Here is a 25,067-nt window from a genome sequence, read left to right on the forward strand (position 1 = left end):
CCCCTCGCAGCACGTCCCGGCCGCTGTTGTCAAGCCCCGAGATATGCCCTGACCTGCGAAAACGCCATTCAGAACGGCCCGTTCCCGTGTTAGCATGGATAGCCACGGAAGGGGTACCTGTCACATGACGTTCAAGGTTGGCGACACCGTGGTCTATCCCCATCACGGGGCCGCGCTGATCGAGGCCATCGAAACTCGCCAGATCAAAGGCGTGGACAAGACCTACTTGGTGCTGAAGGTCGCCCAGGGCGACTTGACTGTTCGTGTGCCAGCGGACAATGCGGAGTTCGTCGGCGTACGCGACGTGGTTGGTCAGGACGGACTGGACCGGGTCTTCGAGGTGCTGCGCGCACCGTACGCCGAAGAGCCGACGAACTGGTCCCGGCGCTACAAGGCAAATCTCGAGAAGCTTGCTTCCGGCGACGTGATCAAGGTCGCCGAAGTGGTGCGCGACCTCTGGCGGCGCGAGCGCGAGCGCGGTCTCTCCGCCGGTGAGAAGAGAATGCTCGCCAAGGCCCGCCAGATCCTGGTGAGCGAGCTGGCCCTCGCGGAGAACACCAACGAGGACAAGGCCGAGGCCCTGCTCGACGAGGTCCTCGCGTCCTGACGACGCGCGCGCTGACTGTGCCGCACCCGACGCAGCGGTGTGCCGACGACACGGCAGTGTGACAACGCAGCAGCAATGCCGCGGTGCCCGAGTGACGACCGTCCCCAGCGGAGGGTCTGTTGCCGGGCGCTGCGGCATATCTGGCGGTAGCCGCGGGCGGCCTGCCCGCAGCAGGTGCGTGAGGGGGCCGGTGGCCGAACGGCCGGCTTCCCCGGCGGAGCCCGCCGAGCCCCTCGGTGACGTGCCGGGCTCGGGTCTGCTGCCCGACCGGGGTCACGGAAGGGTTCCGGTCAGGGCGTGACGCCCGGCACTCCTCCAGGCCATACCCACCCCGCCCGAGGAAACAAACCTGTCTGCCCCAATTCCGGGTCCGCCCGGACTTTCGGAGCCATCGATGTCAGAACCCTCCCGCCCGGCCCGCACCGCGGCCGTCATCCCCGCCGCCGGCCGCGGCGTCCGGCTCGGCCCCGGCACCCCCAAGGCGCTGCGCACCCTGGGCGGCACCCCGATGCTGGTCCACGCGGTCCGCGCGATGGCCGCCTCGCGCGCCGTCACGCACATCGTCGTGGTCGCCCCGCCGGACGGCCCGGACGAGGTCCGCCGGCTGCTCGACGCCCATCCGCTCGCCGACCGCACCGAGCTGACCGTCGTCCCCGGCGGCGCCACCCGGCAGGAGTCCGTGCGGCTCGGGCTGGCGGCCCTGCCGGACGGCATCGACGTGGTGCTGGTCCACGACGCGGCGCGCCCGCTGGTGCCGGTGGAGACCGTGGACGCGGTGGTCGCAGCGGTCCGCGGCGGCGCCCCGGCCGTGGTCCCCGCGCTCCCGGTCACCGACACCGTCAAGCAGGTCGAGCCGCGCCCCCAGGGCACCCCGGAGCCGGTGACCGGCACCCCGGACCGCTCCCTGCTGCGCGCCGTGCAGACCCCGCAGGGTTTTGATCCGCACACGCTCCGCAAGGCCCACGAGGCGGTCGTCGAGGGCGAGGGCGCCACCGACGACGCCGGGCTGGTGGAGCGGCTCGGCGAGCCGGTGGTGCTCGTCCCGGGCCACGAGGAGGCGTTCAAGGTGACCCGGCCGCTGGATCTCGTCCTGGCCGAGGCCGTACTCGCCCGCAGGAGGGCCACCGATGGCTATGTCTGACACGCCCGCCGGCCTGCCCGTGCCGCCGCCGGCGCCGCCCGGTCTGCCGCTCGTCGGCATCGGCACCGACGTGCACGCCTTCGAGCCGGGCCGCGAGCTGTGGTGCGCCGGGCTGCTCTGGGACCCGGCCGACAGCGGCGGCTACGGCCTGGCCGGGCACAGCGACGGCGACGTGGCCGCGCACGCCGCCTGCGACGCGCTGTTCTCCGCGGCCGGCGTCGGCGACCTCGGCGCGCACTTCGGCACCTCCCGCCCGGAGTGGTCCGGTGCCTCGGGCGTGACGCTGCTGGCCGAGGCGGCCCGGATCGTCCGGGCCGAGGGCTTCGCCATCGGCAACATCTCCGTGCAGGTCATCGGCGTCCGGCCGAAGATCGGCAAGCGCCGGGACGAGGCGCAGCGGGCGCTGTCGGCGGCGGCCGGCGCGCCGGTGGCGGTCTCCGGCACCACGACCGACGGGCTCGGGCTCACCGGCCGGGCCGAGGGACTGGCCGCGATCGCCACTGCCCTGGTGGTCCGCACCGGCTGAGCCGGGCGGCGGCGGGCGGCCGGAACGGGTCGTGCCGCCGATCGGCGGTACGGCGCGGGAATGCCCGCGCTGCACGGGGCGTTGGGAAGGAATCCAGGGTAGGTCTGGTAGGTCTGTCCATCGGCAAGCCATCGCACAGCCATCGGTTCGGCCCGCGGGAAGGAACGTTCGTGACTGCACTGCTCTCCGACAAGCTCAAGGAGCTCCTCGACTCCCCGGTCTTCGTCACGGTGGGGACGATCCAGCCGGACGGCAGCCCCCAGCTGTCCCCGGTGTGGGTGAAGCGGGACGGCGAGGATCTGCTGATCTCCACGACCGTCGGCCGCCGCAAGGAGAAGAACCTCCGCCGCGACCCGCGCGTTTCGGTCGTTCTCCAGCCCTTCGACGCCCCGTACAGCTACGCCGAGATCCGCGGCGAGGCGATCCTCACCACCGAGGGCGGCCAGGAGCTGATCGACGAGCTGTCGCGCAAGTACACCGGCAAGGACTACGCGGACTTCAACCCCGACGCGGCCAACGACAGCGAGCGGGTGGTGGTCCGCATCACCCCGCGCAAGGTCGTCGGCCGGATCTGACCCCGCCGGCGGGCCGCGGAAAACGTCGCGAAACCGCCGGAAATCCCGGGCGAACCGGGCGTCCGTGACGCTTCTGTGCCCCCGTGTCCCATAGGGCACGGGGCACCGCCGCGTTCCGACTACCCTGGTCCCGTGACGATTCGCCTGTACGACACCAGCGCCCGGCAGATCCGTGATTTCACCCCGCTGCGGCCGGGCTGTGTCTCGATCTACCTCTGTGGTGCGACCGTGCAGGCCGCTCCGCACATCGGGCACATCCGGTCCGGACTCAACTTCGACATCATGCGCCGCTGGTTCGCCTACCGCGGCTACGAGGTGACGTTCGTCCGCAACGTCACCGATATCGACGACAAGATCATCCAGAAGGCGGCGGAGCAGGGCCGCCCGTGGTGGTCGATCGGCTACGAGAACGAGGTCGCCTTCAACGCGGCCTACGACGTCCTGGGCTGCCTGCGCCCCACCTACGAGCCGCGGGCCACCGGCCACGTCCCCGAGATGATCGAGATGATGCGGGGCCTGATCGAGCGCGGCCACGCGTACGCGGCCGACGGCAACGTCTACTTCGACGTGCGATCCTTCCCCGGGTATCTCCAGCTGTCCAAGCAGGAGTTGGACAACCTCCGGCAGCCGTCGGGGGAGGGCGAGACCGGTAAGCGGGACCCGCGGGACTTCGCGATGTGGAAGGCGGCCAAGGAGGGCGAGCCCAGCTGGGAGACCCCCTGGGGCCGCGGCCGCCCCGGCTGGCACCTGGAGTGCTCGGCGATGGCCCACAAGTACCTGGGCTCCGCCTTCGACATCCACGGCGGCGGGGTGGACCTGGTCTTCCCGCACCACGAGAACGAGATCGCGCAGGCCAAGGCGTTCGGTGACGATTTCGCCGCGTACTGGGCGCACAACGCCTGGGTGACGATGAGCGGCGAGAAGATGTCGAAGTCGCTGGGCAATTCGGTGCTGGTCTCGGAGATGGTCAAGCGCTGGCGGCCGATCGTGCTGCGCTACTACCTGGGCACCCCGCACTACCGCTCGATGATCGAGTACAGCGAGGAGGCGCTGCGGGAGGCCGAGTCGGCGTTCGCGCGGATCGAGGGCTTCGTGCAGCGGGTGGTGGAGAAGGCCGGTGAGGCCGTTGCGCCCGCGGCGGAGGTGCCGCCGGCGTTCGCCGAGGCGATGGACGACGACCTGGGTGTTCCGCAGGCGCTGGCGATCGTGCACACCACGGTGCGGCAGGGCAATGCCGCACTGACCGCGGATGACAAGGAAGCGGCGGTGGCGCGGCTGGCGGAGGTGCGGGCGATGCTCGGCGTGCTGGGCCTGGATCCGCTGGACGAGCGCTGGACCGGCGGCGGCACCGACCGCGGCGAGGACCTGCACGGGGTCGTGGACTCCCTGGTCCGGCTCGTCCTGGAGCAGCGGCAGTCCGCCCGCGCCCGCAAGGACTACGCCACCGCCGACGCCATCCGCGACCAGCTCCAGCAGTCCGGCCTGAGCATCGAGGACACCCCCTCCGGCCCCCGCTGGTCGCTGTCCTGAGACCGCCCCCGGGCACCGCCCCGGGGACGGACACACCCCCGGCCACCAGCCGGATTCGCCCTTCCCCGTGGCCGCGGGCGACACTTACGACCATACGTACGTACCCACTCCACGTCGCGAGACGTCGAGAGCAGTGAAGAAACAGGTGACCCATGGCCGGCAACAGCCAGCGCAGGAACCGCCGCACGTCGAACAAGAAGGGCGCTCAGGTCGGCAGTGGCGGTAAGCGGCGCCGGGCTCTTGAGGGCAAGGGCCCGACCCCGCCCGCGTCCGCGCGCAAGGGACACGTCAAGAACCGCGCCGCCAACGCCAAGGCCAAGCAGGCCGCCAACCGCCGGCCCGCGCCGCGCCGGGGCGGCGCCAAGGGCACCGCTGAGCTGGTCGTCGGCCGCAACCCGGTCGTCGAGGCGCTGCGCGAGGGCGTCCCGGCGACCACGCTGTACGTGCAGCAGTTCATCGACAACGACGAGCGGGTCCGCGAGGCGCTCCAGCTCGCCACCGAGCGCGGACTGAACCTCCTGGAGGCCCCGCGCCCCGAGCTGGACCGGATGACCAACGGCCTGAACCACCAGGGCCTGGTCGCCCAGATCCCGCCGTACGAGTACGCGCACCCGGAGGACCTCGCCGCGGCCGCCTTCGACGACGGCGAGGACCCGCTGATCGTCGCCCTGGACGGCGTCACCGACCCGCGCAACCTCGGTGCCGTGGTCCGGTCGGTGTCGGCGTTCGGCGGGCACGGCGTGGTGGTGCCGGAGCGCCGGGCGGCCGGGATGACCGCCGGCGCCTGGAAGACCTCGGCGGGCACCGCCGCCCGTACGCCGGTGGCCCGCGCCACCAACCTCACCCGCGCCCTGGAGTCGTACCAGAAGGCCGGGCTCACGGTGGTCGGCCTGGCCGCGGACGGCGAGGTGGAGCTCCAGGACCTCCAGGTGCTGGACGGTCCGGTCGTCATCGTCGTCGGCAGCGAGGGCAAGGGCCTGTCGCGGCTGGTCGGCGAGACCTGCGACGTCCGGGTGCGGATCCCGATGCCGGGCGGTGCGGAGTCGCTGAACGCCGGCGTCGCGGCCGGTGTCGTCCTGTGGGAGGCGGCCCGCCGCCGCGGCTGACGGCCGCCCGCCGGTGCACCCGGCACGACGCCCCGGCCGGGTCGGCCCGCCGCCGCCCGGCCCGGGGCAGACGGTCACGCTCCGTGCGTCCCCGCCCTGTCCCGTGATCTTTTGACGGGTCTCGGACAGATCGGGCGGGTCAAGGCAGTGTCTTAACCGGGGGTCACTCGGTTAGATGAGCGTGGACACCAGAACACCCCGCACACCTACGGGGGGACGCTCGTCGGGCTTCGACGACGAGCCGGTCCTGAGCTCGGTCAAGGTGCCGTGCGATCCCGCGCAGGTCATCGTCAACCACGCCAGCTTCCGCGTACAGCTCGCCGCCCCCGCGGCGGCCCGCCCGCTGGCCGAGACCGCGCGCGTCCCCGCCCTCCGCGGAGCGCCGCCCAGACGCCGCACGCCCGTGGTCTGGAGCGGTCGCACCGGACCGGGCGGCACCGGCGGCGCCACGACCCAGCTCCTGCACGCGGTCCGCGAGGCGGGCAACGGCCCGGACCCCGTACCGGCCGAGGACGTCGGCACCACCCAGGTCCTGCCCCGGATCCGGCTCGGCGACTCCCCCGCCTCCACGGTCGTCGGCCAGCGCGGCCCCGCCGACGGCGAGGACACCCTGCCGCGCGGCACCCGCGCGCTCCCCGGCCCGCTCGCCGTCCGCCGCTACGACGACGCCGACGACGGCCGCGACGACGACCGGTTCGAGGCCCGCGACCTCTACGACACCGGCTCCCGGCGCCGCGGCGGCGACAGCGTCCGGCACGCGTACTACCCCGGCCGCCGGATGAACCTCGGCGTCGTCCTTCTCCCCCTGCGCATCTTCCTCGGCCTGATCTCGGTCTACGCCGGGATGGGCAAGCTCTGCGACCCCGTCTACTTCGACGGCGGCCGGCGCGGCTCGATGGTCACCTGGCTGCTCTCCCTCAACCCCTGGGAACTGGCCGTCCCGCTGCGGGACTTCGCGGTCGCGCACCCGGTCGGCGCCGGGCTGACCGTGGCGTTCCTCCAGGTCGTGGTGGGCGTGCTGACGATCTGCGGACTGTGGCAGCGGGTCGCCGCCTCGTTCGGCGCGCTGCTCTCCGCCACGCTGCTGATGACCGTCAGCTGGCGCACCGTCCCCGCCTACGACGCGCCCGACATCATCTACCTCGCCGCCTGGAGCCCGCTGATCATCGCGGGTGCCCCGGTCTACTCCATGGACGCCCGGCTCGCCGGGGAGGCGTGGCGGCGGCTGGGCCCGCGCGTCGAGATCGGCGCGCTGCGCCGCCGGGTGCTGCGCCGCGGGGCCGTGATGACCACGATGGTGGTCGGGCTGACCCTGCTCGTCGGCTCGCTGCTGGGCGGCGCCGTACGGACCGCGCGGGTGCCGACCGTGCCGCGGCCCGGCGAGCCCGCGATCAACAACCTCCCCGGCTCGCCGCTGCCCACCCCCGGCCACCGCGCCCCGCGCCCCGGCCACCACACCCCCGGCCGCCACGGCACCCCGTCGACCAGCGCCTCCCAGAAGGCGCACACGCCGGGTACGCCGTCCGCGTCGGCCCCCGGGACGCCGACGGCCGGCAGCCGCACCGGCGGTTCCACCCGCCGCCCCGGCGCGACCACCAGCGCCCCGCAGCAGTCGGCGCCGACCACCCGCGTCCCGCCCCGCAGCCAGGCCCCGGCCACCTCGGGCGGCACCGGCAGCGGCAGCACCGGCAGCTCCAGCAGCGGCACCCCCGGCGGCGACTCCGGCCGCGGCAGCACACTGGGCGGCCTGCTGGGGTGAGGTGACCGAGCCCCGGCCCACCCGGGCCACGGCTGATGCCGCACCGCACCGAGGAGGTGGGGTGCGGCATCGGTGTGTGGGGGGGGAGGGGGTCGGGAGGCGGTAGGGGCGCGTCCGGGGGGCCGGGCGGCCGCTGGGGGCCGGGGGGGCCGGGCGGGGGACGCGGGGCCTCCGTGGCGCCGGGGAGGCGGCTCGCGGGGCGCTCAGGGGCCGGCGTCGGGGCGTCCGTGCTGGTGGGCGTCGTCGGTGCGCCCGGTGCATCCGGTGCGCCGGTGAGCCCGGTGCCGCGGGCGCGGGCGGTCGGCGGACGGCCGTCAAAGGCCCTGGGCCGCCAGCTCCTTGGCCGCCTCGGTGAGGTCCTTGGCGGTGTCGATGGCGCGCCAGTAGGCGCCCTGGGGGAGCGGGTAGCCGGCCAGCCGGCGTTCCCGGGCCAGGCGCGGGAAGGTGGTGCGCTCGTGGTCACCGCGGTCCGGCAGCAGCGCGGTGAAGGCGGCGGAGAAGACGTAGACGCCCGCGTTGATCAAGTACGGGGAGGGCGGCGCCTCGATGAAGTCGAGGACGTGGCCGAAGGCGTCGGTCTCGACGACGCCCCAGGGGATGCGCGGGCGGGCCAGTGCCAGGGTGGCGGTGGCGTCGCGCTCGTGGTGGAAGTCGGCCATCTCACGGAGCGGGAAGCGGGTCCAGATGTCGCCGTTGGTGGCGTACCAGGGCTCGTCCGGGCGGGGCAGGAAACCGGCGGCGTACTTCAGGCCGCCGCCGCGGCCCAGCGGCTCGGTCTCGACAACGGTCGTGGCCCGCAGGGGGAGTTCGGTGCGGTCCAGCCACTCCTGGAGGACCTCGGCGAGGTGGCCGCAGGAGATCACGGCGTCGGTGACGCCCTGCTCGGCGAGCCAGGTCAGCTGATGGCCGATGATCGGGGTTCCGGTACCGGGAATCTCGACCATCGGCTTGGGTCGGTCGTCGGTGTACGGGCGGAGGCGCGAGCCCTGGCCGCCGGCCAGGACCACGGCCTGCGTGGGGTGCGGATGCGAAGTGCCGGTCATGGTTCGCACCCTATGCGGTGCGAAGGAGCGGTCACTGGGCGGCGGCCACGCCGGACGCGAAGGAGGTGTCGCAGACCGGGCGGGAGTACGCCTGGGCGCGGTGGGCGGCCCCGTACTTGGCGACCGCGGCGCGGCCGAGGGCACGGGCGATGGAGGCGCAGTGCCTGGCCAGCGAGGGCCGGGCGGTGGTGGCCTCCTGGAGGTGCGTCAGGGCGACGCCGGGGTCCTTCTCCTGGAGTTCGACCAGGAGGCGGTCCCGGAGGACGTCCTGGGCGGTCCGGGTGCCGGCCTTGGTGGAGACCTTCCCGGAGGACGCGGCGAGCACCTGCGACTCGGCGGCCTTCGACGACCACGGGACGCGGGTGACCGCGAGCGTCCCGGAGAGCACGAGGACCACGGGCAGGACGAGGGCGAGAGTTCGGCCGATACGGCGGGCTGCGGAGTTCACGGTCGTGATGGTAGCGAGGAGTGATGATTTGGCGACATTTGGTCACCTTATCGGGGGACGGAATGGCTCGTCGGTGCGGTTGTTGGGTTGACGCACTGGTACGAAAAGCCGCTTCCCGGACCGGTTTCAGGGGGTTCCGCGACGGCGCGCGGAACCCCGCGTCCGGGCCGGGAACACGGGCCCGCGGCGGCCCCGTTACGCGCCGCGGCGGCGGTGCGGGGGCGTGCCTACCCCGCACCGCCGCCGCGCCGAACACCGACCGGGCGGCTGCCGCGTCCGTCAGTCGGTCAGCCGCTCGCCTGTCGAGGTGGAGAAGACGTGGGTCTCGCCCGGCTGCGGCACGACGTGCAGTTCGGTGCCCTTGGCCGGGACCTGGCGGCCGTTGACCCGTACGACGAGGTCCTTCATCGCACCGCCGACCTCGGCCGTCCCGTACACGTAGCCGTCGGCGCCCAGCTCCTCGACGACGTTGACGGTGACCGCCAGGCCGGCCGGGGCGTCCGGCGACTCCTTGGCCAGCGACGCGGCGGCCCCGCCGCTCCCGGCCACGATGTCGAAGTGCTCGGGCCGGATGCCGACCGTCACCGTCCGGTCGCCCTCGGCGGCGGCCAGCGCCTCCCGGCTCACCGGGACGACGCTGTTGCCGAACTTCACGCCGCCGTCGGTGATCGGCACCTCGACGAGGTTCATGGCCGGCGAGCCGATGAAGCCGGCGACGAAGAGGTTGGCCGGCCGGTCGTACATGTTGCGCGGCGAGTCGACCTGCTGGAGCAGCCCGTCCTTGAGGACCGCGACCCGGTCGCCCATGGTCAGCGCCTCGACCTGGTCGTGGGTGACGTAGACCGTGGTGATGCCCAGGCGGCGCTGGAGGCCGGCGATCTGGGTACGGGTCTGGACGCGCAGCTTGGCGTCGAGGTTGGACAGCGGCTCGTCCATCAGGAAGACCTGCGGTTCGCGCACGATCGCGCGCCCCATCGCGACCCGCTGCCGCTGACCGCCGGAGAGCGCCTTGGGCTTGCGGCCCAGGTACTCCGTCAGGTCGAGCATCTTCGCCGCGTCCTCGACCTTCTGCCGGATCTCGGCCTTCGGCACGCCCGCGATCTTGAGGGCGAAGCCCATGTTGTCGGCGACGGTCATGTGCGGGTAGAGCGCGTAGTTCTGGAACACCATGGCGATGTCCCGGTCCTTGGGCGGCAGATGGGTGACGTCCCGGTCGCCGATGCGGATGGCGCCCTCGTTGACGTCCTCCAGCCCCGCGAGCATCCGCAGCGAGGTGGACTTCCCGCATCCGGAGGGTCCGACGAGGACGAGGAACTCGCCGTCCTCGATGGCGATGTCGAGCTTGTCGACGGCGGGCTTGTCGGCGCCCGGGTAGACCCGGGTCGCCTGGTCGTAGGTGACCGATGCCATGGTGTGTCCCTTCACCGGCAGGAACGTGCCGGACGATCCGAGTAAAGGAGTGCGCGGCCGGCCCCGGGATTGGTGTAGTCCACAGCGCCGGCCGCTGGTGACGCTACCGGGGCGGGAGGCCGGTGTCAGCAGGCGGACGGCAGCAAAACCGGGACGGCGCTGCGCGTCCCCGCACAGGGCAACGGGCATCCGGCGCCTCTGGGTACACTTCTTCCGGTACGCCTCCTTAGCTCAGCTGGTCAGAGCACCGCTCTTGTAAAGCGAAGGTCGTCGGTTCGAATCCGACAGGGGGCTCTGTGCAGCAGGCCGCTGACCTGGGATTTCTTCCCCAGGGAGGCGCCTTACTCGGCCTCGGACTCCTCGTCCGGGGCCGGTACAGGAAGTTGTTGACGCGGTGCGGATCGGCCGCCAGCTCGGGGTCGTCGTGCTCCGGTGCCAGCGTCAGCGGCGCCCCGCTGGGCCAGCGCCCGACCATCTTCGCCGCCAGGAGGGCCTCCTCCTCGGCGCTGGAGCTGTGCGCGCGCAGGTACCGGCGCCAGGCCGCGACATTGGTGTGGATCTTGCGGACGGCCACGTAGGTCCCGTTGCGCCCCAGCACGTCGGGGCTGGGCGCGGGGGAAGGTTGCCGGTCTCGTCGGGGTAGCCGAGGAGGAACTCGCCGGCCTTGAGGGGGGTTTCCCGCGGGTTGGTGCCGGGCAGGCCGATGCCCTCGATGTGCGGATGGCTGATGCCGTCACGGAAGCCGAAGGTGGTGCGCCCGGTGGGGAGCTGGCGGACCTCCTGCTGCCAGACGACCCGGACACCGGGGGTGTCCTCGTAGGCGGCACGGGCCTGCTCCAGTTCCTCGGCCAGCTGTGCGGCGTCGGAGGAGAGGGTGCTCAGCGCGATGTGGACCTCGCCCGTGCCGAACGGTGTCTCCCAGTGGGCCGGTGCGCTCTCGCCCACGTCGCCGATCCGCTCCGCGCGAGCGGCCATGCCCTCGCGGAACGCCTGCGGAAAGCTGTCCAGCGACTCCCGGGGCACCCCCAGGGCCCGCAGTCCCTGGTAGGTGAACGCGACGGCCACCCAGGCGTCCCGGCTGCGGGTCCGCGTCGGGCAGACCGCCCGAGGCCGGGAGGGGGACGGCCGCCCCTCCTCGTCCTCGGCGCAGGCATCCACTACCGCCCCGGCGCCCCCTACACCCACCACCTCGCGCGGCAGGGCCGCACCGTCCTCGCCGCGTCCTGCCCCACCCTCGCCCTCACCGACCCACCGGCACCCACCCCGCCCGCTGACCCCGTGACGCCGCCGTGCGCAGTCCCGCGCATCTCTTGGCCAACTGGCAGGCGGCAGGCCGCGGTTGGCGGGGTCGTTGCGGTTTCCGGAGGTTCGTGCGGACTTGGGGAAGGCCGGTGTCCACTTCGAAGCGGTCGCCGTCGGCGTCCGTGTCTGCTGGTCGGCGACGAAGCCTGGGCCGTTTGCGTGCGGTGGCGGGAGCGGTGGGGCGCTCGCGACCGGGATCGGCGGGCGATAGCGGTAAGGCTGCCAGGTGTTCCCCGGCAGCCTTGGCACTGGCGAACGCGTGGCCGTCAGACCTCTGTCAGCGTCGCAGCCAACCCCTGGAGCTCCTCCAGCACGGACAAGACCCGTAGGGAGGCCCGGAGGGCCGCATTGATCCGGCGGGCGGGGCGGCGGAGTTGGCGGCTGGAGGCGCTGAACAGACCGATCACCACCATGACTTCCTGGTAGGTTGCCGCCGCGGCCTGTGCTTCCAGGGGAACTCTGACGAGCTGCTCCAGGATCCCCTCCACGCTGTCGGGCCATTTGCTGCGCGGCGTACTCCGCGCCCATTCCAGTAACGTCCGGAATGCGGCGACACTGGCTTCCACGCGCTCCGCGAAGCGCTCGGCCGCTGCCGCCAAGTCGTCGGCCGGCCCCTCCATGGCTTTGGCCAGACGATGGATCACGGGCATCTGCATGCTCAACGGAGCCCCGGGATGATTGAGCCGGGCCAGGTCCTCGCCGAGCAGGGCCATCATCTCCCCGAGGTCCGTTGCGGCAGCCTCCAGATCGAAGAAGTCGCCGGAGATGGCCTCCAACTGCGCCTCTGCTTCGACGAGCAGATCGAACATGCCGGGGGTGTCCTCGTCGCTTTCGGCGACGGGTTCCGCGGCAGGCCCGGGGGGCGTTCCCACAGGGAGAGAGGGGACGCTGTGGCCGCTCATCCCCTCCTCCAGGAGACCCGTCAGCTGCTGGCGGACGGTGACGATGTCGGCCCGTGAGGGGAACGGAATGCGAGGTACCGGCGTTCCGGGGCCCGGGAAGTGACCGGTCCCCTGCGTGACATGGACGGTGTACCGGCCGAGGGCATGGCGCATTCCCAGGCCGTAGGAAAGCTCGGCGTCGGGATCGCTGAGGTCTGCGACGACGACATCGACTTCCGTGAGCAGGCGCAGCAACTGGTCCCCGGGCAACCCCGCCTCTGCGAGGCTGTCGGCTCGCAGGAAGGTGAGACCGAGGTGCTCGCATACGGGACGCACGACGTCCTCGTAGAGCAGGGCGGAACGGCGCTGCACCTCGGGCATGCGCTGACCGGGAGGGGCGGGGCTTCCGCAGATGGCGAGACATGTGGGCATGGCAGGATCCTTTGCAGAAGATCTGGGTGGTGGCCCTGCCGGCCGCTGGGCGGCCGGCAGGGTGAGGGCGTGGCTCAGTCGAAGAGCGTCAGCGCCACTCCGTCGGCGACCTCGTCGGCGAAGACCGGACGCTCCTCGATGCCCAGCGCCTGCAGGAGGTCCACGGTCAGTACCCGGTGGCGGCAACCCACCCGGACTGTCGGGCAGGGGAAGGCGTCCCTGGCCACCAGCCGGTATGCGGTGCCCAGGCACATACCGAACGCTCTGGCCGCTGTGCGCAGATCGACGCTGACCGGAAGGTTGAAGATCTCGCGGAAGGTGAGGGGGGTGTCGACGCGGCCCGTCATCCGCCCCTCCGTACTCGCCGCAGGGAGATCCTTGCGACCTGGCGGCCCCGTCCCGAATACCCCACGCACGTAGCGGTGTCGGCCACGCCCCAGGTCCGGGCCAGCGCACCGAGGCGCACTCCCTCGACGCGGTGAGCGGGGACGGTGATGCGCACCGTGGCCGAGAGACCAGGGGCGCGTGGAACGGGGTCGTAGTCCGCCTGCCAGTATCCTTCCGCGTCCGTTCCGACGAGAGTGCCGGCGCTCTCCACGTCATCCACGGCAGTCTCCCGGTGTACCGCGCGCCACACATTCCAGGCACGGCTGCAGGCTGTACGCAACACCGCCCCGCCAGGGTCGGGGTCATCGGCTCCGACGTCCGCCAGCGCTTCGAGGTAGCAGGTGACGAGCTCGGCCTCGACGTCTCCACGTTCGGCGCGAAAACTCCGGGTGATTCTGAAAGCGGTACTACGCAGCCCCGGCAGCCCCAGCCACACGGCTGCCGTCGGCCAATCGGACCCGTCGGCGCGGCAGCGGACGCGGTCAGCGATCTGGCGCCAGAGGGACGCGCGTGCCGCAGGACACCCGGCACGGTCGTACAGCAGGTGGCGGGCCTCTGCCAGGGGCAGCGGCACACCGGCCTGTTCCGTACCGTCGAAGAGGCGTAAGGGGGGCGCCTGGTCATTGTCGGCGCACTGGCGCTCGATGGCGGCGAAGAGTCCGGGGTGAGAGGGAAGTGACATCGCTCCTCCTGATCAGATGGGGTTCGAGGCCGGGGAGTCGCCGCGCCACGCCGCCAGCGACCGGGCCGCAGGTTCCTTGCCGGGCACCGCGTCAGGGACCCTGTCGACGGCCAGCAGCCAGCGCAGAAATCCGGGTTCCCGGGCTGCCACCAAGCCGTCGAGAAGCGTGTTGAGAGCTCTGGTCAGGTGCTCCGCACCGACCGCCTCGGAGCACCAGTCGAGGAGGGTGTCCCGCATGTCGGCGAAGGTGGCCGGTTCGTTCAGGGCGTGCCCGGCCAGATGGACCGCGACCGATACCGAATCGCTGTCGGAGAGGACGTGGTCGCTCCACCAGGCGAGGTCCGTACGGGTCATGAAGGGGACGGCGAAGGCGACCAGCAGGCCGGGGATGCCACCGGTCTCTACCCAGTCGCGCAAGTGGCACAGGACGGCTGCCCTGGCTTCGGAGCCGCTTGTTTCGAAACGCTGCACCAGGGCCGTCACTATGAGGGCGGCGAGGGACAGGCCGTCCGAGTCGTCGTCCAACGTCTCCATGAGCCGTCGCAGCAAGCGCAGGGTGTGCTCTTCCGTGAGGGGGGCTGCCTGGCAGGCATGGGCCACTGCCTCGCGCAGTGGTTTCTCCGCCGTGATGCTCCATTCTTCGAGCAGGTCGGCCGCTGTTCGTGCCGCGGCCGGGTCCCGGAGAGCCGCCCCCAGGCACCAGCCGGCCACCTGCGGGGCCGGGAGCGACGGGGCCAATGCCAGATCACGCAGGTATTCCATGGACCGGCCTTCTGTCGCTGATGCCATCGCGGCGACAGCCCGGCCGGCCCGTTCGATCTGATCGGCTTCGTCGCCGGGGCGGGCAAGCCAGGTGTGCAGCCGGGGCACCAGATCCGCGTGATCACGGCACAGGACCTCCCACACGGTCTCGCTCATGGCGGGTCGGAAGAAGGACACCGTGTCAGCAATGTTCTCCCCGGCGCGCCGAACTTGGCGGGCACCGAGGAGCCGCAGGGTCTCGGACCAGGTGCGGTGACGGGTATCGCCGAACGAGTGGTCATGCGGACTGCGGGCGGCGGGCTCTTGCTCCCCACCCGGCCGTACCAGGCGCAGCAACTGCCCGGCCTGGTCACGCACAACGCTGGGCGGAAGCCCTCCGTAGACGCTGAGGGAGAGCAAGTGGGCGAGGAGGGTAGGGTCCGCCCGCACCCGAGCGACGACTTCGGTGCCTTCGGCCTGCGCCAGGTGGCGCACGACCTCTGCGCCGGAGGCTCCACCCGCGACGCCCAGCCGAAGTGTGGATTCCGCCGCCTGGGCCGCATGACGCGGCGACAGTCCCTCGGGCAACAACTCATCGAGCAGTCCCGGCTCCAAGGCCCGCAACCACTGTGCGAGCCTCTCCTTGTCCGCGCAGCCGTCCGAGAGATGGGAGGTGAAAACCTTGCGGGGGTCCGGGGGGCGGTGGCGTACGACCGGTACGCCCAGGCGGTCCTCCAGCGTGCCGGCCAGCCCGGGCGCCTCGGCCAGCACGATGAGCAGACGTGCCCCGGCCTCGGCCAGAGGGGCCTCCAGACGGGACAGGTCCCATGCCCGGAGCTGTAACGGGTCCGGCGGCTCCGTCACGAGGTAGCCGTGCACGCCCTGAGCCCGCGGCCCCCACAGGGAGAGATCGACCGCCCCGTCCACCTGGACGAGCATGGGCTCGTCGCTGCCATGAGCCAACAGGTTGAGGGCGTGGGTCTCGCGCCCGGTCCCCGGCTCTCCGATTAGCACTGCGATTCCGGAGTCGAGCGCGGCGAGCGCGTTCTCGAAGCACGGCGGCGGTACAAAGCGCCGTCTCGCCGCTTCCAGATACGCGGACCGCACGGGACCTTGCCGCAGCGCCCCTGGCGTCGTGTCGCCGTCCGGCGAGGTGGACACGGTCTGGCGCTGATCGCCGGTCACCACACCGGTGTTGACGGTGCCGTGCGGCGCCACAACCACCATGTCCCGGCCGGCCAGAGCCGTCACCAGTGCGTCGAGCTCGCCAAGCCGGGGCATCTCAGGCGTCACCATCGGCTCCACCACAGAAGTGGTCGGGAAGCTCGACGGTTGTCACATGCTGGCCACCGTGGACGGTACCGGTGTTGATGATCCCGCGCTCGGCATTCAAGATCATGGTGGGGAGATTCTCCGTCTCCCGGCCGGCATTCGGCACCGCGCGGCGGATATCTGTTGACCCGGCGGTCTTCTGCGCTCGGTCGAACGCAAGAACATTGTCCGTACGAAGATTCTCTTCTGCTCGCATGTCGCCTTCCATCCTCGGTGCAACCTGAAGCTGATCGGATGTCCATTCCGTGGACGCATCGAGAGTCCTACGTATCGCTCCGCCGATCCGCTCCCGAGGCCCAGAAAATGCGTGACCGCACTCACATCGCAAACAGTCAGGCGCCCGCACAAAAAAGAGCGAGTGTGCTGCCCGAAGGCAGCACACTCGCTGGCTGACCGGCTTACCGGCTCGGTCACTGACGTCAGGCGGACCCGCCGGGAACCGAGCGCCCGAGCGCGGCGAGCCGATCGCGCAGAAGATATGAGATCTCCTTGCGCTCCTGATCGGTCAGTGTGCCCAGCAGCACGGCCAGTTCCTCCTGCCAGTCGGTGCGCGGAGGGCTCAGCAGATCCTGGTGATCGACCGCCCAGTCAAGCACTTGGCGTACCTGGTCGGGATGTCTGAGCAGCCACAGTGCCGCCAGCGACACCGGCCCCGCGTGAAGGGCCTGGAGGCAGAACTCGTACTCGCCGCGGCGGCTGGTCGTCCAGGAGTAGCGGACTCCCTCACCTTCCTCCTGGCCAAGAAGCAGTTCTTCGCCGGATTCCCGGAGCCGGACGTCGAACACCCGGTAGCTCAGACCCGCTTCCTCCAGGCGTTGCGGCATGCCGAGATGCTGCATGATCTCCGGTGCCCCCAACCCGTTGCCGGCCACCGCCTGGGTCTCGGCCAACTGGTGCAGCGTGCCGGTGAGATGGGTCCGCACCACATGCCAGCCGTGCACGGTGCCCGAGCGCACGACTCGGACTGGGTCGTGGACCCACCAGGAAACCCACAAGTCCACCGATTCTGTTCCGTACACGGTGGGAAGTCCGACCGCCCGTGTGTCCACGTGCTCGGTCGCGTCCACCCGGAAGGCATCGGTGTAGTCCCTGCTCAGGCCTGGGGCCGGCGCTCCGTCCGTCACGGGTGCGTACGCCCCCCTATCGTCCGGGTCTCCCCGGTGACCGAGGAAGAAGTAGTCGCCCTCGGTGTCTTTGAGCACCAGCGACCAGTCCCTTGCCGCTGACCAGCGGTGACTGAGTATTTCCCGCCAGGGAGGCTTGGCGGATCGCCAATAGAGCCGCTCGGTGGCCTCGTCGGTCATGCCGCCTCCCACCGCTCACCGGCACGCCATTTGCTGAGGGCGGCCCGCGCTGTGCCCAGCCCGGCCCAACCGTCGGCGCCCGCCTCATTCATTTCTACGAACAACCGGAATTCGCCGGATTGCATGGTCTGGGCCAGAGCCGCAAACAGGTTCTCAACCGCACGATGCAGCGTTTCGTTCCAGCGCCCCCAGTCGGCCCAGCGCACCAATGCAGTGCAGGTCGCGTCGAAGGACCCTTCCGCATTCAGGGCGCGGTGGATGATTTCGACTACCAACTCTGATTCCGGATCTTGATCGGCGAGTTTTTGCGTGAACCACTGCGGGGACTGCAACAACTGAGCGAACAGTGAGAGAACCTGCTCCGTGTCGCATTGCTCTTCGACAAGCCACTCGAATAGGCGGAAGAATACCTCGTTCTCGTTCCCCGCCTGGAACAGGCTCAGAAGCGCCACCCGTACGGCCAGCAGGAGTCTGTTGTCGTCCCGGAGATCCTCCTCATGGAGGCGCTCCCGCACGCCGAGAAGGAGGGTGCGGAGAAGACGCAGAGCGAGGTCCGGTCGCGAAATTCCGAACTCCGCGCCGCAGGCGTACGCCACCGTTGTCCTCAGACGGAAGTCGGCGCCCAGGCTCCACTGCTGGAGGCGGTAGCGCACCTCCGCTACCAGCAGGGGGTCTTCGGCGGCGATGCCCAGCGCGTTGGCCGCGATCAGACGGCTGGTGTAACGCTCGGACTCCGCGAGGGCCTGGATGTGCAGCAATGCGCGCCGCCCGCCTCCCCACCTTGCGGCTTGGCCCATGAACGTGCCGACGGACCGGGTGAGTTCGGTGGAGCGCCGCACCTCGCGCAGCCACTCGACCAGGAGGTCCGACAATTGGCCGTACTCCCGCCACACGTGCCGGAGCACTGCCTCGGCTTGCCGGTGCCTGACGAACACCACTGCCTCCACGCTGTGCGCGTACGCCCCCTCCGTGCGGATCTCACGTTCCTTCCGGACAGCACGGACGGCACCCAGCAGGTCTGTCAGGGCTCGCCTGAAGACGAAGGCCGGGTTGGGCCGCTCTGCCTTCTCCGCTCCTTGAGGGTCTGTCGCCGGTAGCACGGCCGTCAGGCGGTCTCCGGAGAGTTCGAGCAGTCTGTCGGCCTCCTCTCTGATGAGCCGGTGGTCCAGCCCTTCGTAGACGCAGGCGGCCAGCAAGAAGGCCAGGGCGTCCGGGTCGCCTCGCAGCTTCGCCAGGAGTTCCGGAACTTCCCGCTCTGCTCGGTAGCTCAGTCGGTCCCCCACGTCACCGAGGGCTTCCGGATCGCCGTCTGCCGCCACGATGGCCGTCACCAGTTCGACCACTTCCGCCGGGACCAGCTCGGGGACCAGCAGGTCGCCCAAATCATGACGCTGGTCCAGTGCTGCCAGCAGGCGCTCACGCTCCCGCTGATCCGGTACCACCGCTTCGAAGTAGCTGCCGAACACCATGGCCGGGGGAGGCGGGACGCACACTGTGGGGGCGACGTGGAGATCCTGTTCGAGGCGCCGCAGCAGAGCCGCATCATCGGGGAGCACAATCACCATGCGTGCCCCGGCCTTGTGCAGCAGGGAGCGCACGTGGCCCAGGACACCGGGGCCGAGAGGCCGGGAGGGGAACAGGCCGTCCATCAGATAGCCACGTGCCGCCGTATCCGTGGGCCGCCAACGGTCCAGTTCGGTGACACTGTCCAGGGCCTGTAGCGGGGCGCCTTCGCCGCAACTCGCGCGCAGGAGGTTCAGCGCTGCGGTGCGACGACCGGATCCCGGCCGGCCAGGAAGAGCGGCCCGTCCTGCAACTTCTCAAGCGCCGCCTCGAACCAGTCGGGACGCGCGAACCCGTAGGCCGCGGCTCGCACTTCCGCCTCCGGGACGGGCCCCTCGCGGACTCTGCCTTCCCGGCGCCTCCGCCCTTCGTCGGCAGGCACGTTGTGGACGCGCTGGCCACCGTGGACGGAGCCGGCGTTGATGTTGCCGTGCGGGGCGTACACGAAGGGCCCCCCGGCCCTCGCGGCGCCGCCGATGGCGTCGATCAGCTCGGAGACGTCGGGCTCAGCCTCCGTCCGGAGCGGTTCGCCATCAGGCGGCGGCTCCAGCGAGGGGGGAGCGGGTTGCTCCGTCGGCAGTGCCGCGTCCTCCGGAGTCACTGCCGCCCCTGGTATTTGTCGCCGTGGACCCGGTCTCCCTGGAATCCCCGGACCCGGCCGGCCTTGTTGCCTTCGACGTGGTCGCCGGCCACGTGGTAGTTGCCCACGCTCTGACCACCGCTGACGGTGCCCGTATTGATGTTGCCGTTGGGGGCGCTGTTCCGCACAGCAGCAGTTCGTGTGTCATCGCGGGGCACGGGACGGACGTCTTCCCGCGCGGGTTCCTGGGCAGGAACGGTGGCGTTCCCGGCGTCCGAGTGTTCTTCGTACAACGGCCCGGACGGCTGGGGCACGTAGAGCCAGGCCCGCTGGGAGAACGGTTTGCCAGGAACCGTCGCGGCCACCTCCACGAAGTGGTCGGGGTGGCGGCCGGTGTACCCACTGGTGACCGCATCCTCGTAGCAGCGGTCAGAGAGGATGGCCGCGACGTGGGTGACGTTCTCCTTGTGGGAAGCGAGCACGGCCTTCACCGGGTGGGAGTCGAGCAGGCGGTGCGTGTCGTTGCGTGCTGTCCCGTTGCCGCTGAACTCGTCTCCGGTGTCAGGCAGCGGGCCGACGTGCAGGCTGGCCCGGAGCCGGATGGGCACTGTTCCGAGGGACAGGACATTGAAGTCGGTCAGGACGTCCTGCAGGGTGAGCAGCAGCGGGTGGATCACGAAAGGCATCCGGGCGGGGTCGAATCCGAAGACGTAGCCGTCACCGGTCGAAGCGGGGAAGGCGCGGTTGTCCCACAGGTCTTGCAGCTCTGCCCTGGACAGTGCGGTCTTGAGGAGTTCGGGGACGGCTCGGCTGACGGCTTCGTGCTCGATCGCCGGACGTCCGGTGAAGTCCTTGGCGTCCACGGCGAGGATGCCCCGATAGGGAGGCAGCAGACGGCTGCGGGTGTAGGGACTGGTGATCTGCTGCGGCAGTTCGGTGGTGAACTCGCGCATGTCACTCCTCTGTGAAGCCCGCCCGTTCCCTGGGGATCCGGGCGGGACGCTCGGGTACGCGGTGTCGCGCATGTCGAGCCTCACAGCGAGTGCGAGTGCGTTCCGTTCCGCAGGCCCAGACGGGAGGTGACGTGGGCCACACCGGGCTCACGTGTCGGTGAGGCCGGAGATGACCTCCCGCAGCCCTTCCACGCTGGTCACCTCGATGCGGCTCTTCCCGGCCTTCACCAGGTCCGGCCCGAGCTGCGTCAACGCCTTGCTGACGGCCTTGCGGCCCGCGTCGATGTGCTGAGCCAGGTCTTCCCTGGTGAGCGAGAAGCGGCGGAGCCCGTCGGAGACCTCGACCAGACGGATCAGTGCCTTGGCGAGGCGTTCGTGCACAGTCCCATCGCGGGCCTCGGTCTGCTCCCGCAATCGGTTGGAGGCCATCATGGCGAGCGGATAGGCAAGCCGGTGCTCGTGTACGAAACGCTGGAACTCCTTTCTCGGAACAACCGATGATTTGCATTTGCTCATTGTCCAGACGTCGGCCAGTCGTTCAGCTCCGCTCTGGAGCGCCATTTCGCCCAGGATCTCGCCCGGGCCGCGAAAGGCGAGCAATCGCTGCCGCCCGTCGCGGTCTGTTCGAACGATCTTCACTAGGCCGCTGGTCAGTGCGAGTACGTGAGTGCCCTCGCACCCCTGGCTCAGTAATTTTTCGCCTGCCAGGTAGGTCTGGGACGGATAGCGCGTCAGTTCCTCCCACTCGGTAGGTGTTACCAGGTCGCGAAGAGGACGGGCCGGGTGAGGGATATCTTCACTCATGCGATCACGCTAGGGCGTAGGCCTCCCCAAGAACTGAGGAATTCCGGATCTCACGCCTGTGGGAGATGTGAAGAGGCCGAGATCTTTCCGTTCGGCGAAAACCCACTCACAGCAGCGGAAGCCGTGCCGCCGGAAGGCGCACTGCGAAGCGCTCCGGGGGTGAGCGGTGCGGAGCGGGCGTCTGAGCTTGCTCCGGGGTGGGCGGCGGGAGGGGGTCAGGTCCGGTGGCGGGTGGCCAGGTGGGTGCAGAGGGCGGCGAGGGGGAGTTCGGCGGCGAGGGCCATGGCGGTGGCGGTGGCCAGTTCGGGGCCGGGGGCGGCGGTGAGGAGGTCCAGGCAGGCGTCGGTGAGGAGCAGGGCGGCGGCGAGGGCCGCGGGGGCGTGGTGGCCGGGGGCGGCGCGGAGCAGGCGGGTGCCGGCGGTGAGCAGGGCGGCGGCCTCCAGGACGTCCAGGGCGATCCAGGCGGCGGCCTCGGCGGGCGGCAGGGTGGCGGCGAGGTAGCCGAGCCAGGGCAGCAGGGCCAGGCCCGCGCCGACCAGGAGGCGGCCCTGCCAGGGGCGGGTGCGGGGAAGGGGTGTGGAGGCGCCGCGTCCGCGGCCCGCGACGGCCGGGCAACCACCGTTGCCGGGGCGGGGGTTGAAGGTGGCGAGGGCCATGGCGGAGGCGGTCCTTCCGGGGGTGCGGCCCCGGTGGGCGGGGCCGTGGGCCCGGCTTTCGGGCGTGTGATCAAGGCTCCTGGAGCGGGCGCGGCGCGTCAGTAGCGACGGTGTCCGAGCCGGGGTGGTGCCAGGTACACCCCCGTTCCGGAAGCAGGTGTGACAGCCTTCGTTGACCTGGGTGTTTACCGTCGTACCCATGACCCGATCCGAGGGGCGGCCGCGCCGCCTGGCCCGTACCCGCGCGCAACTCGCCTTCCTGTCCACCGGGGTGCTGCTGCACGGGGCCGCTTTCCTGCTGTGGGTGTGGTTCAGCCTCTCCCACGCCGGCGCGGTGGTGCCGGTCGTGTTCGCCGCGGCGGGCGCGATGTCCGTGACCTGGCTCCAGCGCCGCCGGTTCGCCGCGTACGCCGGCACCGGCATACCCCGCACCCCGCCGGTGGCCGGGGACAGCGAACTCCAGCGGGCGCGGCAGCGGCTGCGCACCGCCGCGTACTGGCGCCAGCTCGGCTACCACCAGCTGGCCGGGCCGGTGCTGGGGCTCGTGGAGGCCGTGGTGCTGGTCCTGTGGGCGGGCAGCGTCTGCGGGATCACCTTCTACGCCTGGTACTGGGTGTTTCCCCAGGAGTGGGCGTTCACCCAATGGGCGAATGTGGACGGCTGGCTGCTGGCGGTGGCCGGGCTGGCCGTCCTGCCGTTCCTGCCGCGGCTGACCGGTGCGCTGGTGCGGCTGGAGTCGGTGATCGCCCGGCGGCTGCTCGGGCCCAGCCGGGCCGAGGAGTTGGAGCGGCGGGTCGAGGACCTGGCCGAGCGCCGGGCCGAGACGCTGGCCGCCGCGGACGCCGAACGCCGCCGCATCGAACGGGACCTGCACGACGGCGCCCAGCAGCGGCTGGTGTCCCTCGCGGTCGGCCTGGGCCTGGCCAAGGCCACCCTGACCGATCTGCCGCCGGAGGCGCGGGCGGTCATCGACGAGGCGCACCGCGAGGCCAAGGAGGCGCTGGAGGAGCTCAACCACCTGGTGCGCGGCCTGCACCCGCACGTCCTGGACGACCGGGGGCTGGACGCGGCGCTCTCCGGGATCGCGGCCCGCGCACCGCTGCCCGTGCAGGTCAGCGTGGACGTGCCCGAGCGGGCCGCGCCCGCCGTGGAGGCGGTGGCCTACTTCGTCGTCTCCGAGGCGCTGGCCAACGTCACCAAGCACGCCCGGGCGACCCGCGCCGCGGTGGAGGCCGTCCGGACCGGTGACACCCTGCGGGTGCGGGTCACCGATGATGGCAGGGGAGGGGCGGACCCCTCCGGGGGGACCGGTCTGACCGGGCTCGCGCAGCGCGTGGCCTCGGTGGACGGCACCCTCGCCCTCGACAGCCCCCCAGGGGGCCCGACCGTCGTTACCGTGGAGCTGCCGTGCACGCTGCCAAGCGCGCTGTGATCGCCGAGGATTCCCTGCTGCTCCGGATCGGGGTGGTGAAAGTCCTGGAGACCGCCGGGTTCGAGGTGGTGGCCGAGAGCGGGGACGCGGAGGGGCTGCTGCGGGCGGTGGCCGAGCACCGCCCGGACATCGCCGTGGTCGACGTCCGGATGCCGCCCGGCTTCACCGACGAGGGCGTGCGGGCCGCGCTGGTCATCCGGCAGCAGTGGCCGGACACCGCCGTCCTGCTGCTCTCCCAGTACGTCGAGGAGCGCTACGCCGCCGAACTCCTGGCCGCCAACACCAGCGGCGTCGGCTACCTCCTCAAGCAACGGGTCGCGGACGTCGAGGAGTTCATCGAGGCGCTGCGCCGGGTCGCGTCCGGGGGCACCGCCCTGGACCCGCAGGTGGTCGCGCAGCTGCTGGTGCGGCGCCCGAGCGACCCGCTGGAGCGGCTGACCGAGCGGGAGCGGGAGGTGCTGTCCCTGATGGCCGAGGGCCGGTCCAACGCCGGGATCGCCGCCCAACTCGTGGTCAGCGAGAGCGCGGTGGCCAAGCACATCAACAGCATCCTGGCGAAGCTGGACCTGCCCAGGGCGGAGGGCGACCACCGGCGGGTGCTGGCCGTGCTGCGCTTCCTGGGGGTGGGCGGCGCGGCATAGGGGCCGCGGGGGCGGGCCCGCAGGGCGCGCGGGTTTCCGGCCCCGGGGGGCGGGGCGGCGTAGATTCGCGGCATGGTGACTTCGATGACGCGGGACGACTACGAGCGGCGGATGGCGCGGGCCGGGGCGGCCGCCGCGGAGGCCGGGCTGGCGGGGCTGATCGTGGCGCCGGGGCCGGACCTGGTGTGGCTGTGCGGGTACCGGCCGACGGCCGTCACCGAGCGGCTGACCGCGCTGGTGATCGAGCCGGGGCGGCCCGGGCGGCTGCTGGTGCCCCTGCTGGAGCGGCCGGACGCGGAGCACGCGGCGGGCGCCGGGGCGCTGGAGGTCGTCGGGTGGGCCGACGGCACGGACCCCTGCGCCGAACTGGGCCGGTGGCTGGCGCCGCAGGGGCGCTACGGGGTCTCGGACGGGATGTGGGCGCTGCACCTGCTCGGGTTGCAGCGGACGGTCCCGCAGGGCCGCTACGGGGCACTGACGGAGGTCCTGCCGATGCTGCGGGCCGTCAAGGACGCCTACGAGGTGGAGCGGCTGGCGGCGGCGGGGGCGGCCGCCGACGCGGCGTACCAGGACATCCTGGGGGTGCGCTTCGCCGGGCGGCGGGAGTGCGACATCGCGGCGGACCTGGCCCGGCTGCTGCGGGAGCACGGGCACAGCCAGGTGGACTTCACGGTCGTCGGGTCGGGGCCCAACGGGGCCGACCCGCACCACGAGGCGGGGGACCGGGTCATCGAGGACGGCGACATGGTGGTGCTGGACTTCGGCGGCCTCAAGGACGGTTACGGGTCGGACACCACCCGGACCGTGCACGTCGGGCAGCCGGGCGCGGAGGAGCGGACCGTGCACGAGATCGTGCGGGAGGCCCAGCAGGCGGCGTTCGAGGCGGTCCGGCCCGGTGCCGCCTGCCAGGACATCGACCGGGTGGCGCGGCGGGTGATCACGTCGGCGGGGTACGGCGAGTACTTCATCCACCGGACCGGGCACGGCATCGGGGTCACCACGCACGAGCCGCCCTACATGGTGGAGGGCGAGCACCTGCCGCTGGTACCGGGGATGTGCTTCTCGATCGAGCCGGGCATCTACCTGCCGGGGCGGTTCGGGGTGCGCATCAAGGACATCGTGGTCTGCACGGAGGACGGCGGCCGGCGGCTGAACCGTACGGGGCGGGAGCTGGCCGTGGTGTCCTAGGGGCCCGTGACCGGGGCGCCGGGCGGAGGGGCGGCGCCCCGGGC

24 protein-coding genes and 1 tRNA gene are annotated in these 25,067 nt (G+C 71.6%); 11 read left to right on the top strand and 14 right to left on the bottom strand.

All coding sequences use genetic code 11. The features are described 5' to 3' along the window. The first annotated feature begins 124 nt into the window (after window positions 1–124). The 7 genes from MUU72_RS16220 (at window position 125) to MUU72_RS16250 (ending at window position 7,244) form a co-directional block, all read left to right on the top strand. Window positions 125–607 carry a CarD family transcriptional regulator gene (locus MUU72_RS16220; RefSeq protein WP_003953493.1) on the top strand — a complete coding sequence of 161 codons (483 nt, stop codon included), beginning with the start codon at window positions 125–127 and terminating at the stop codon, window positions 605–607. Between the two features lie 394 nt (window positions 608–1,001). After that, window positions 1,002–1,748 carry a 2-C-methyl-D-erythritol 4-phosphate cytidylyltransferase gene (ispD, locus tag MUU72_RS16225; protein ID WP_248013961.1) on the top strand — a complete coding sequence of 249 codons (747 nt, stop codon included), beginning with the start codon at window positions 1,002–1,004 and terminating at the stop codon, window positions 1,746–1,748. Beyond that, a complete protein-coding gene (gene ispF / locus MUU72_RS16230; protein WP_248014006.1) occupies window positions 1,741–2,274 on the top strand; it encodes a 2-C-methyl-D-erythritol 2,4-cyclodiphosphate synthase in 534 nt (177 codons plus the stop codon). Before ispD ends, ispF begins: the two co-directional genes overlap by 8 nt. A gap of 170 nt (window positions 2,275–2,444) precedes the next feature. Continuing rightward, complete coding sequence (locus MUU72_RS16235) at window positions 2,445–2,849, top strand: PPOX class F420-dependent oxidoreductase (RefSeq protein WP_248013962.1); 405 nt, start codon at window positions 2,445–2,447, stop codon at window positions 2,847–2,849. Between the two features lie 132 nt (window positions 2,850–2,981). Further along, window positions 2,982–4,379 carry a cysteine--tRNA ligase gene (cysS, locus tag MUU72_RS16240; RefSeq protein ID WP_248013963.1) on the top strand — a complete coding sequence of 466 codons (1,398 nt, stop codon included), beginning with the start codon at window positions 2,982–2,984 and terminating at the stop codon, window positions 4,377–4,379. Between the two features lie 152 nt (window positions 4,380–4,531). Further along, window positions 4,532–5,485: a 23S rRNA (guanosine(2251)-2'-O)-methyltransferase RlmB gene (gene rlmB / locus MUU72_RS16245; RefSeq protein ID WP_248013964.1), complete on the top strand. Its 954-nt coding sequence runs from the start codon at window positions 4,532–4,534 to the stop codon at window positions 5,483–5,485. Between the two features lie 175 nt (window positions 5,486–5,660). Next, a complete protein-coding gene (locus MUU72_RS16250; protein WP_248013965.1) occupies window positions 5,661–7,244 on the top strand; it encodes a DoxX family protein in 1,584 nt (527 codons plus the stop codon). Between the two features lie 314 nt (window positions 7,245–7,558). Here the strand turns inward: MUU72_RS16250 and MUU72_RS16255 are convergent, their stop codons facing one another. The 3 genes from MUU72_RS16255 to MUU72_RS16265 form a co-directional block, all read right to left on the bottom strand. Further along, the gene (locus tag MUU72_RS16255; protein ID WP_248013966.1) at window positions 7,559–8,287 is read right to left on the bottom strand and encodes a nucleotidyltransferase family protein; all 729 of its coding nucleotides are present in this window, start codon (window positions 8,285–8,287) and stop codon (window positions 7,559–7,561) included. A gap of 31 nt (window positions 8,288–8,318) precedes the next feature. Then, window positions 8,319–8,735, bottom strand: a complete 417-nt coding sequence (locus tag MUU72_RS16260; RefSeq protein WP_248013967.1) for a hypothetical protein — start codon at window positions 8,733–8,735, stop codon at window positions 8,319–8,321. 279 nt (window positions 8,736–9,014) lie between these two features. After that, window positions 9,015–10,145, bottom strand: a complete 1,131-nt coding sequence (locus MUU72_RS16265; protein ID WP_248013968.1) for an ABC transporter ATP-binding protein — start codon at window positions 10,143–10,145, stop codon at window positions 9,015–9,017. A gap of 220 nt (window positions 10,146–10,365) precedes the next feature. Here MUU72_RS16265 and MUU72_RS16270 point away from each other — a divergent pair. Next, window positions 10,366–10,439, top strand: a tRNA-Thr gene (locus MUU72_RS16270). A 147-nt stretch (window positions 10,440–10,586) separates the two neighbouring features. On the opposite strand, the gene MUU72_RS16275 is transcribed toward MUU72_RS16270, so the two are convergent. The 11 genes from MUU72_RS16275 to MUU72_RS16325 form a co-directional block, all read right to left on the bottom strand. Continuing rightward, window positions 10,587–11,210, bottom strand: a complete 624-nt coding sequence (locus tag MUU72_RS16275) for a hypothetical protein (RefSeq protein WP_248013969.1) — start codon at window positions 11,208–11,210, stop codon at window positions 10,587–10,589. A gap of 503 nt (window positions 11,211–11,713) precedes the next feature. Beyond that, entirely contained in the window at window positions 11,714–12,709 is a 996-nt protein-coding gene (locus MUU72_RS16280) for a hypothetical protein (protein ID WP_248013970.1), read from the bottom strand. Window positions 12,710–12,834: 125 nt separating this feature from the next. Then, window positions 12,835–13,107 carry a DNA-binding protein gene (locus tag MUU72_RS16285; RefSeq protein WP_248013971.1) on the bottom strand — a complete coding sequence of 91 codons (273 nt, stop codon included), beginning with the start codon at window positions 13,105–13,107 and terminating at the stop codon, window positions 12,835–12,837. Window positions 13,108–13,841: 734 nt separating this feature from the next. Beyond that, entirely contained in the window at window positions 13,842–15,866 is a 2,025-nt protein-coding gene (locus MUU72_RS16290; RefSeq protein WP_248013972.1) for a hypothetical protein, read from the bottom strand. Next, window positions 15,853–16,098, bottom strand: a complete 246-nt coding sequence (locus MUU72_RS16295) for an S-type pyocin domain-containing protein (RefSeq protein WP_248013973.1) — start codon at window positions 16,096–16,098, stop codon at window positions 15,853–15,855. The genes MUU72_RS16290 and MUU72_RS16295 overlap by 14 nt, the downstream gene beginning before the upstream one ends. Before the next feature lie 223 nt (window positions 16,099–16,321). Continuing rightward, a complete protein-coding gene (locus MUU72_RS16300; protein WP_248013974.1) occupies window positions 16,322–17,206 on the bottom strand; it encodes a hypothetical protein in 885 nt (294 codons plus the stop codon). Beyond that, on the bottom strand, window positions 17,203–18,804 hold the full coding sequence (locus MUU72_RS16305) for a hypothetical protein (protein WP_248013975.1): 1,602 nt from the start codon (window positions 18,802–18,804) through the stop codon (window positions 17,203–17,205). Before MUU72_RS16305 ends, MUU72_RS16300 begins: the two co-directional genes overlap by 4 nt. A 158-nt stretch (window positions 18,805–18,962) precedes the next feature. After that, complete coding sequence (locus MUU72_RS16310) at window positions 18,963–19,370, bottom strand: hypothetical protein (protein ID WP_248013976.1); 408 nt, start codon at window positions 19,368–19,370, stop codon at window positions 18,963–18,965. Continuing rightward, entirely contained in the window at window positions 19,367–20,302 is a 936-nt protein-coding gene (locus MUU72_RS16315; protein WP_248013977.1) for a hypothetical protein, read from the bottom strand. Before MUU72_RS16315 ends, MUU72_RS16310 begins: the two co-directional genes overlap by 4 nt. Window positions 20,303–20,449: 147 nt before the next feature. Continuing rightward, entirely contained in the window at window positions 20,450–21,106 is a 657-nt protein-coding gene (locus MUU72_RS16320) for a Crp/Fnr family transcriptional regulator (protein ID WP_248013978.1), read from the bottom strand. 215 nt (window positions 21,107–21,321) lie between these two features. After that, entirely contained in the window at window positions 21,322–21,762 is a 441-nt protein-coding gene (locus tag MUU72_RS16325; RefSeq protein ID WP_248013979.1) for a hypothetical protein, read from the bottom strand. 199 nt (window positions 21,763–21,961) lie between these two features. On the opposite strand from MUU72_RS16325, the gene MUU72_RS16330 reads away from it, so the two are divergent. The 3 genes from MUU72_RS16330 (at window position 21,962) to MUU72_RS16340 (ending at window position 25,023) form a co-directional block, all read left to right on the top strand. Continuing rightward, window positions 21,962–23,194 carry a sensor histidine kinase gene (locus MUU72_RS16330; RefSeq protein WP_248013980.1) on the top strand — a complete coding sequence of 411 codons (1,233 nt, stop codon included), beginning with the start codon at window positions 21,962–21,964 and terminating at the stop codon, window positions 23,192–23,194. Next, the gene (locus MUU72_RS16335; RefSeq protein WP_248014007.1) at window positions 23,191–23,835 is read left to right on the top strand and encodes a response regulator; all 645 of its coding nucleotides are present in this window, start codon (window positions 23,191–23,193) and stop codon (window positions 23,833–23,835) included. The genes MUU72_RS16330 and MUU72_RS16335 overlap by 4 nt, the downstream gene beginning before the upstream one ends. 84 nt (window positions 23,836–23,919) lie before the next feature. Next, window positions 23,920–25,023: an aminopeptidase P family protein gene (locus MUU72_RS16340; protein WP_248014008.1), complete on the top strand. Its 1,104-nt coding sequence runs from the start codon at window positions 23,920–23,922 to the stop codon at window positions 25,021–25,023. The last annotated feature ends 44 nt before the right edge of the window (window positions 25,024–25,067 follow it).

The organism is Streptomyces rhizoryzae (assembly GCF_023155275.1).
GTDB lineage: Bacteria > Actinomycetota > Actinomycetes > Streptomycetales > Streptomycetaceae > Streptomyces > Streptomyces rhizoryzae.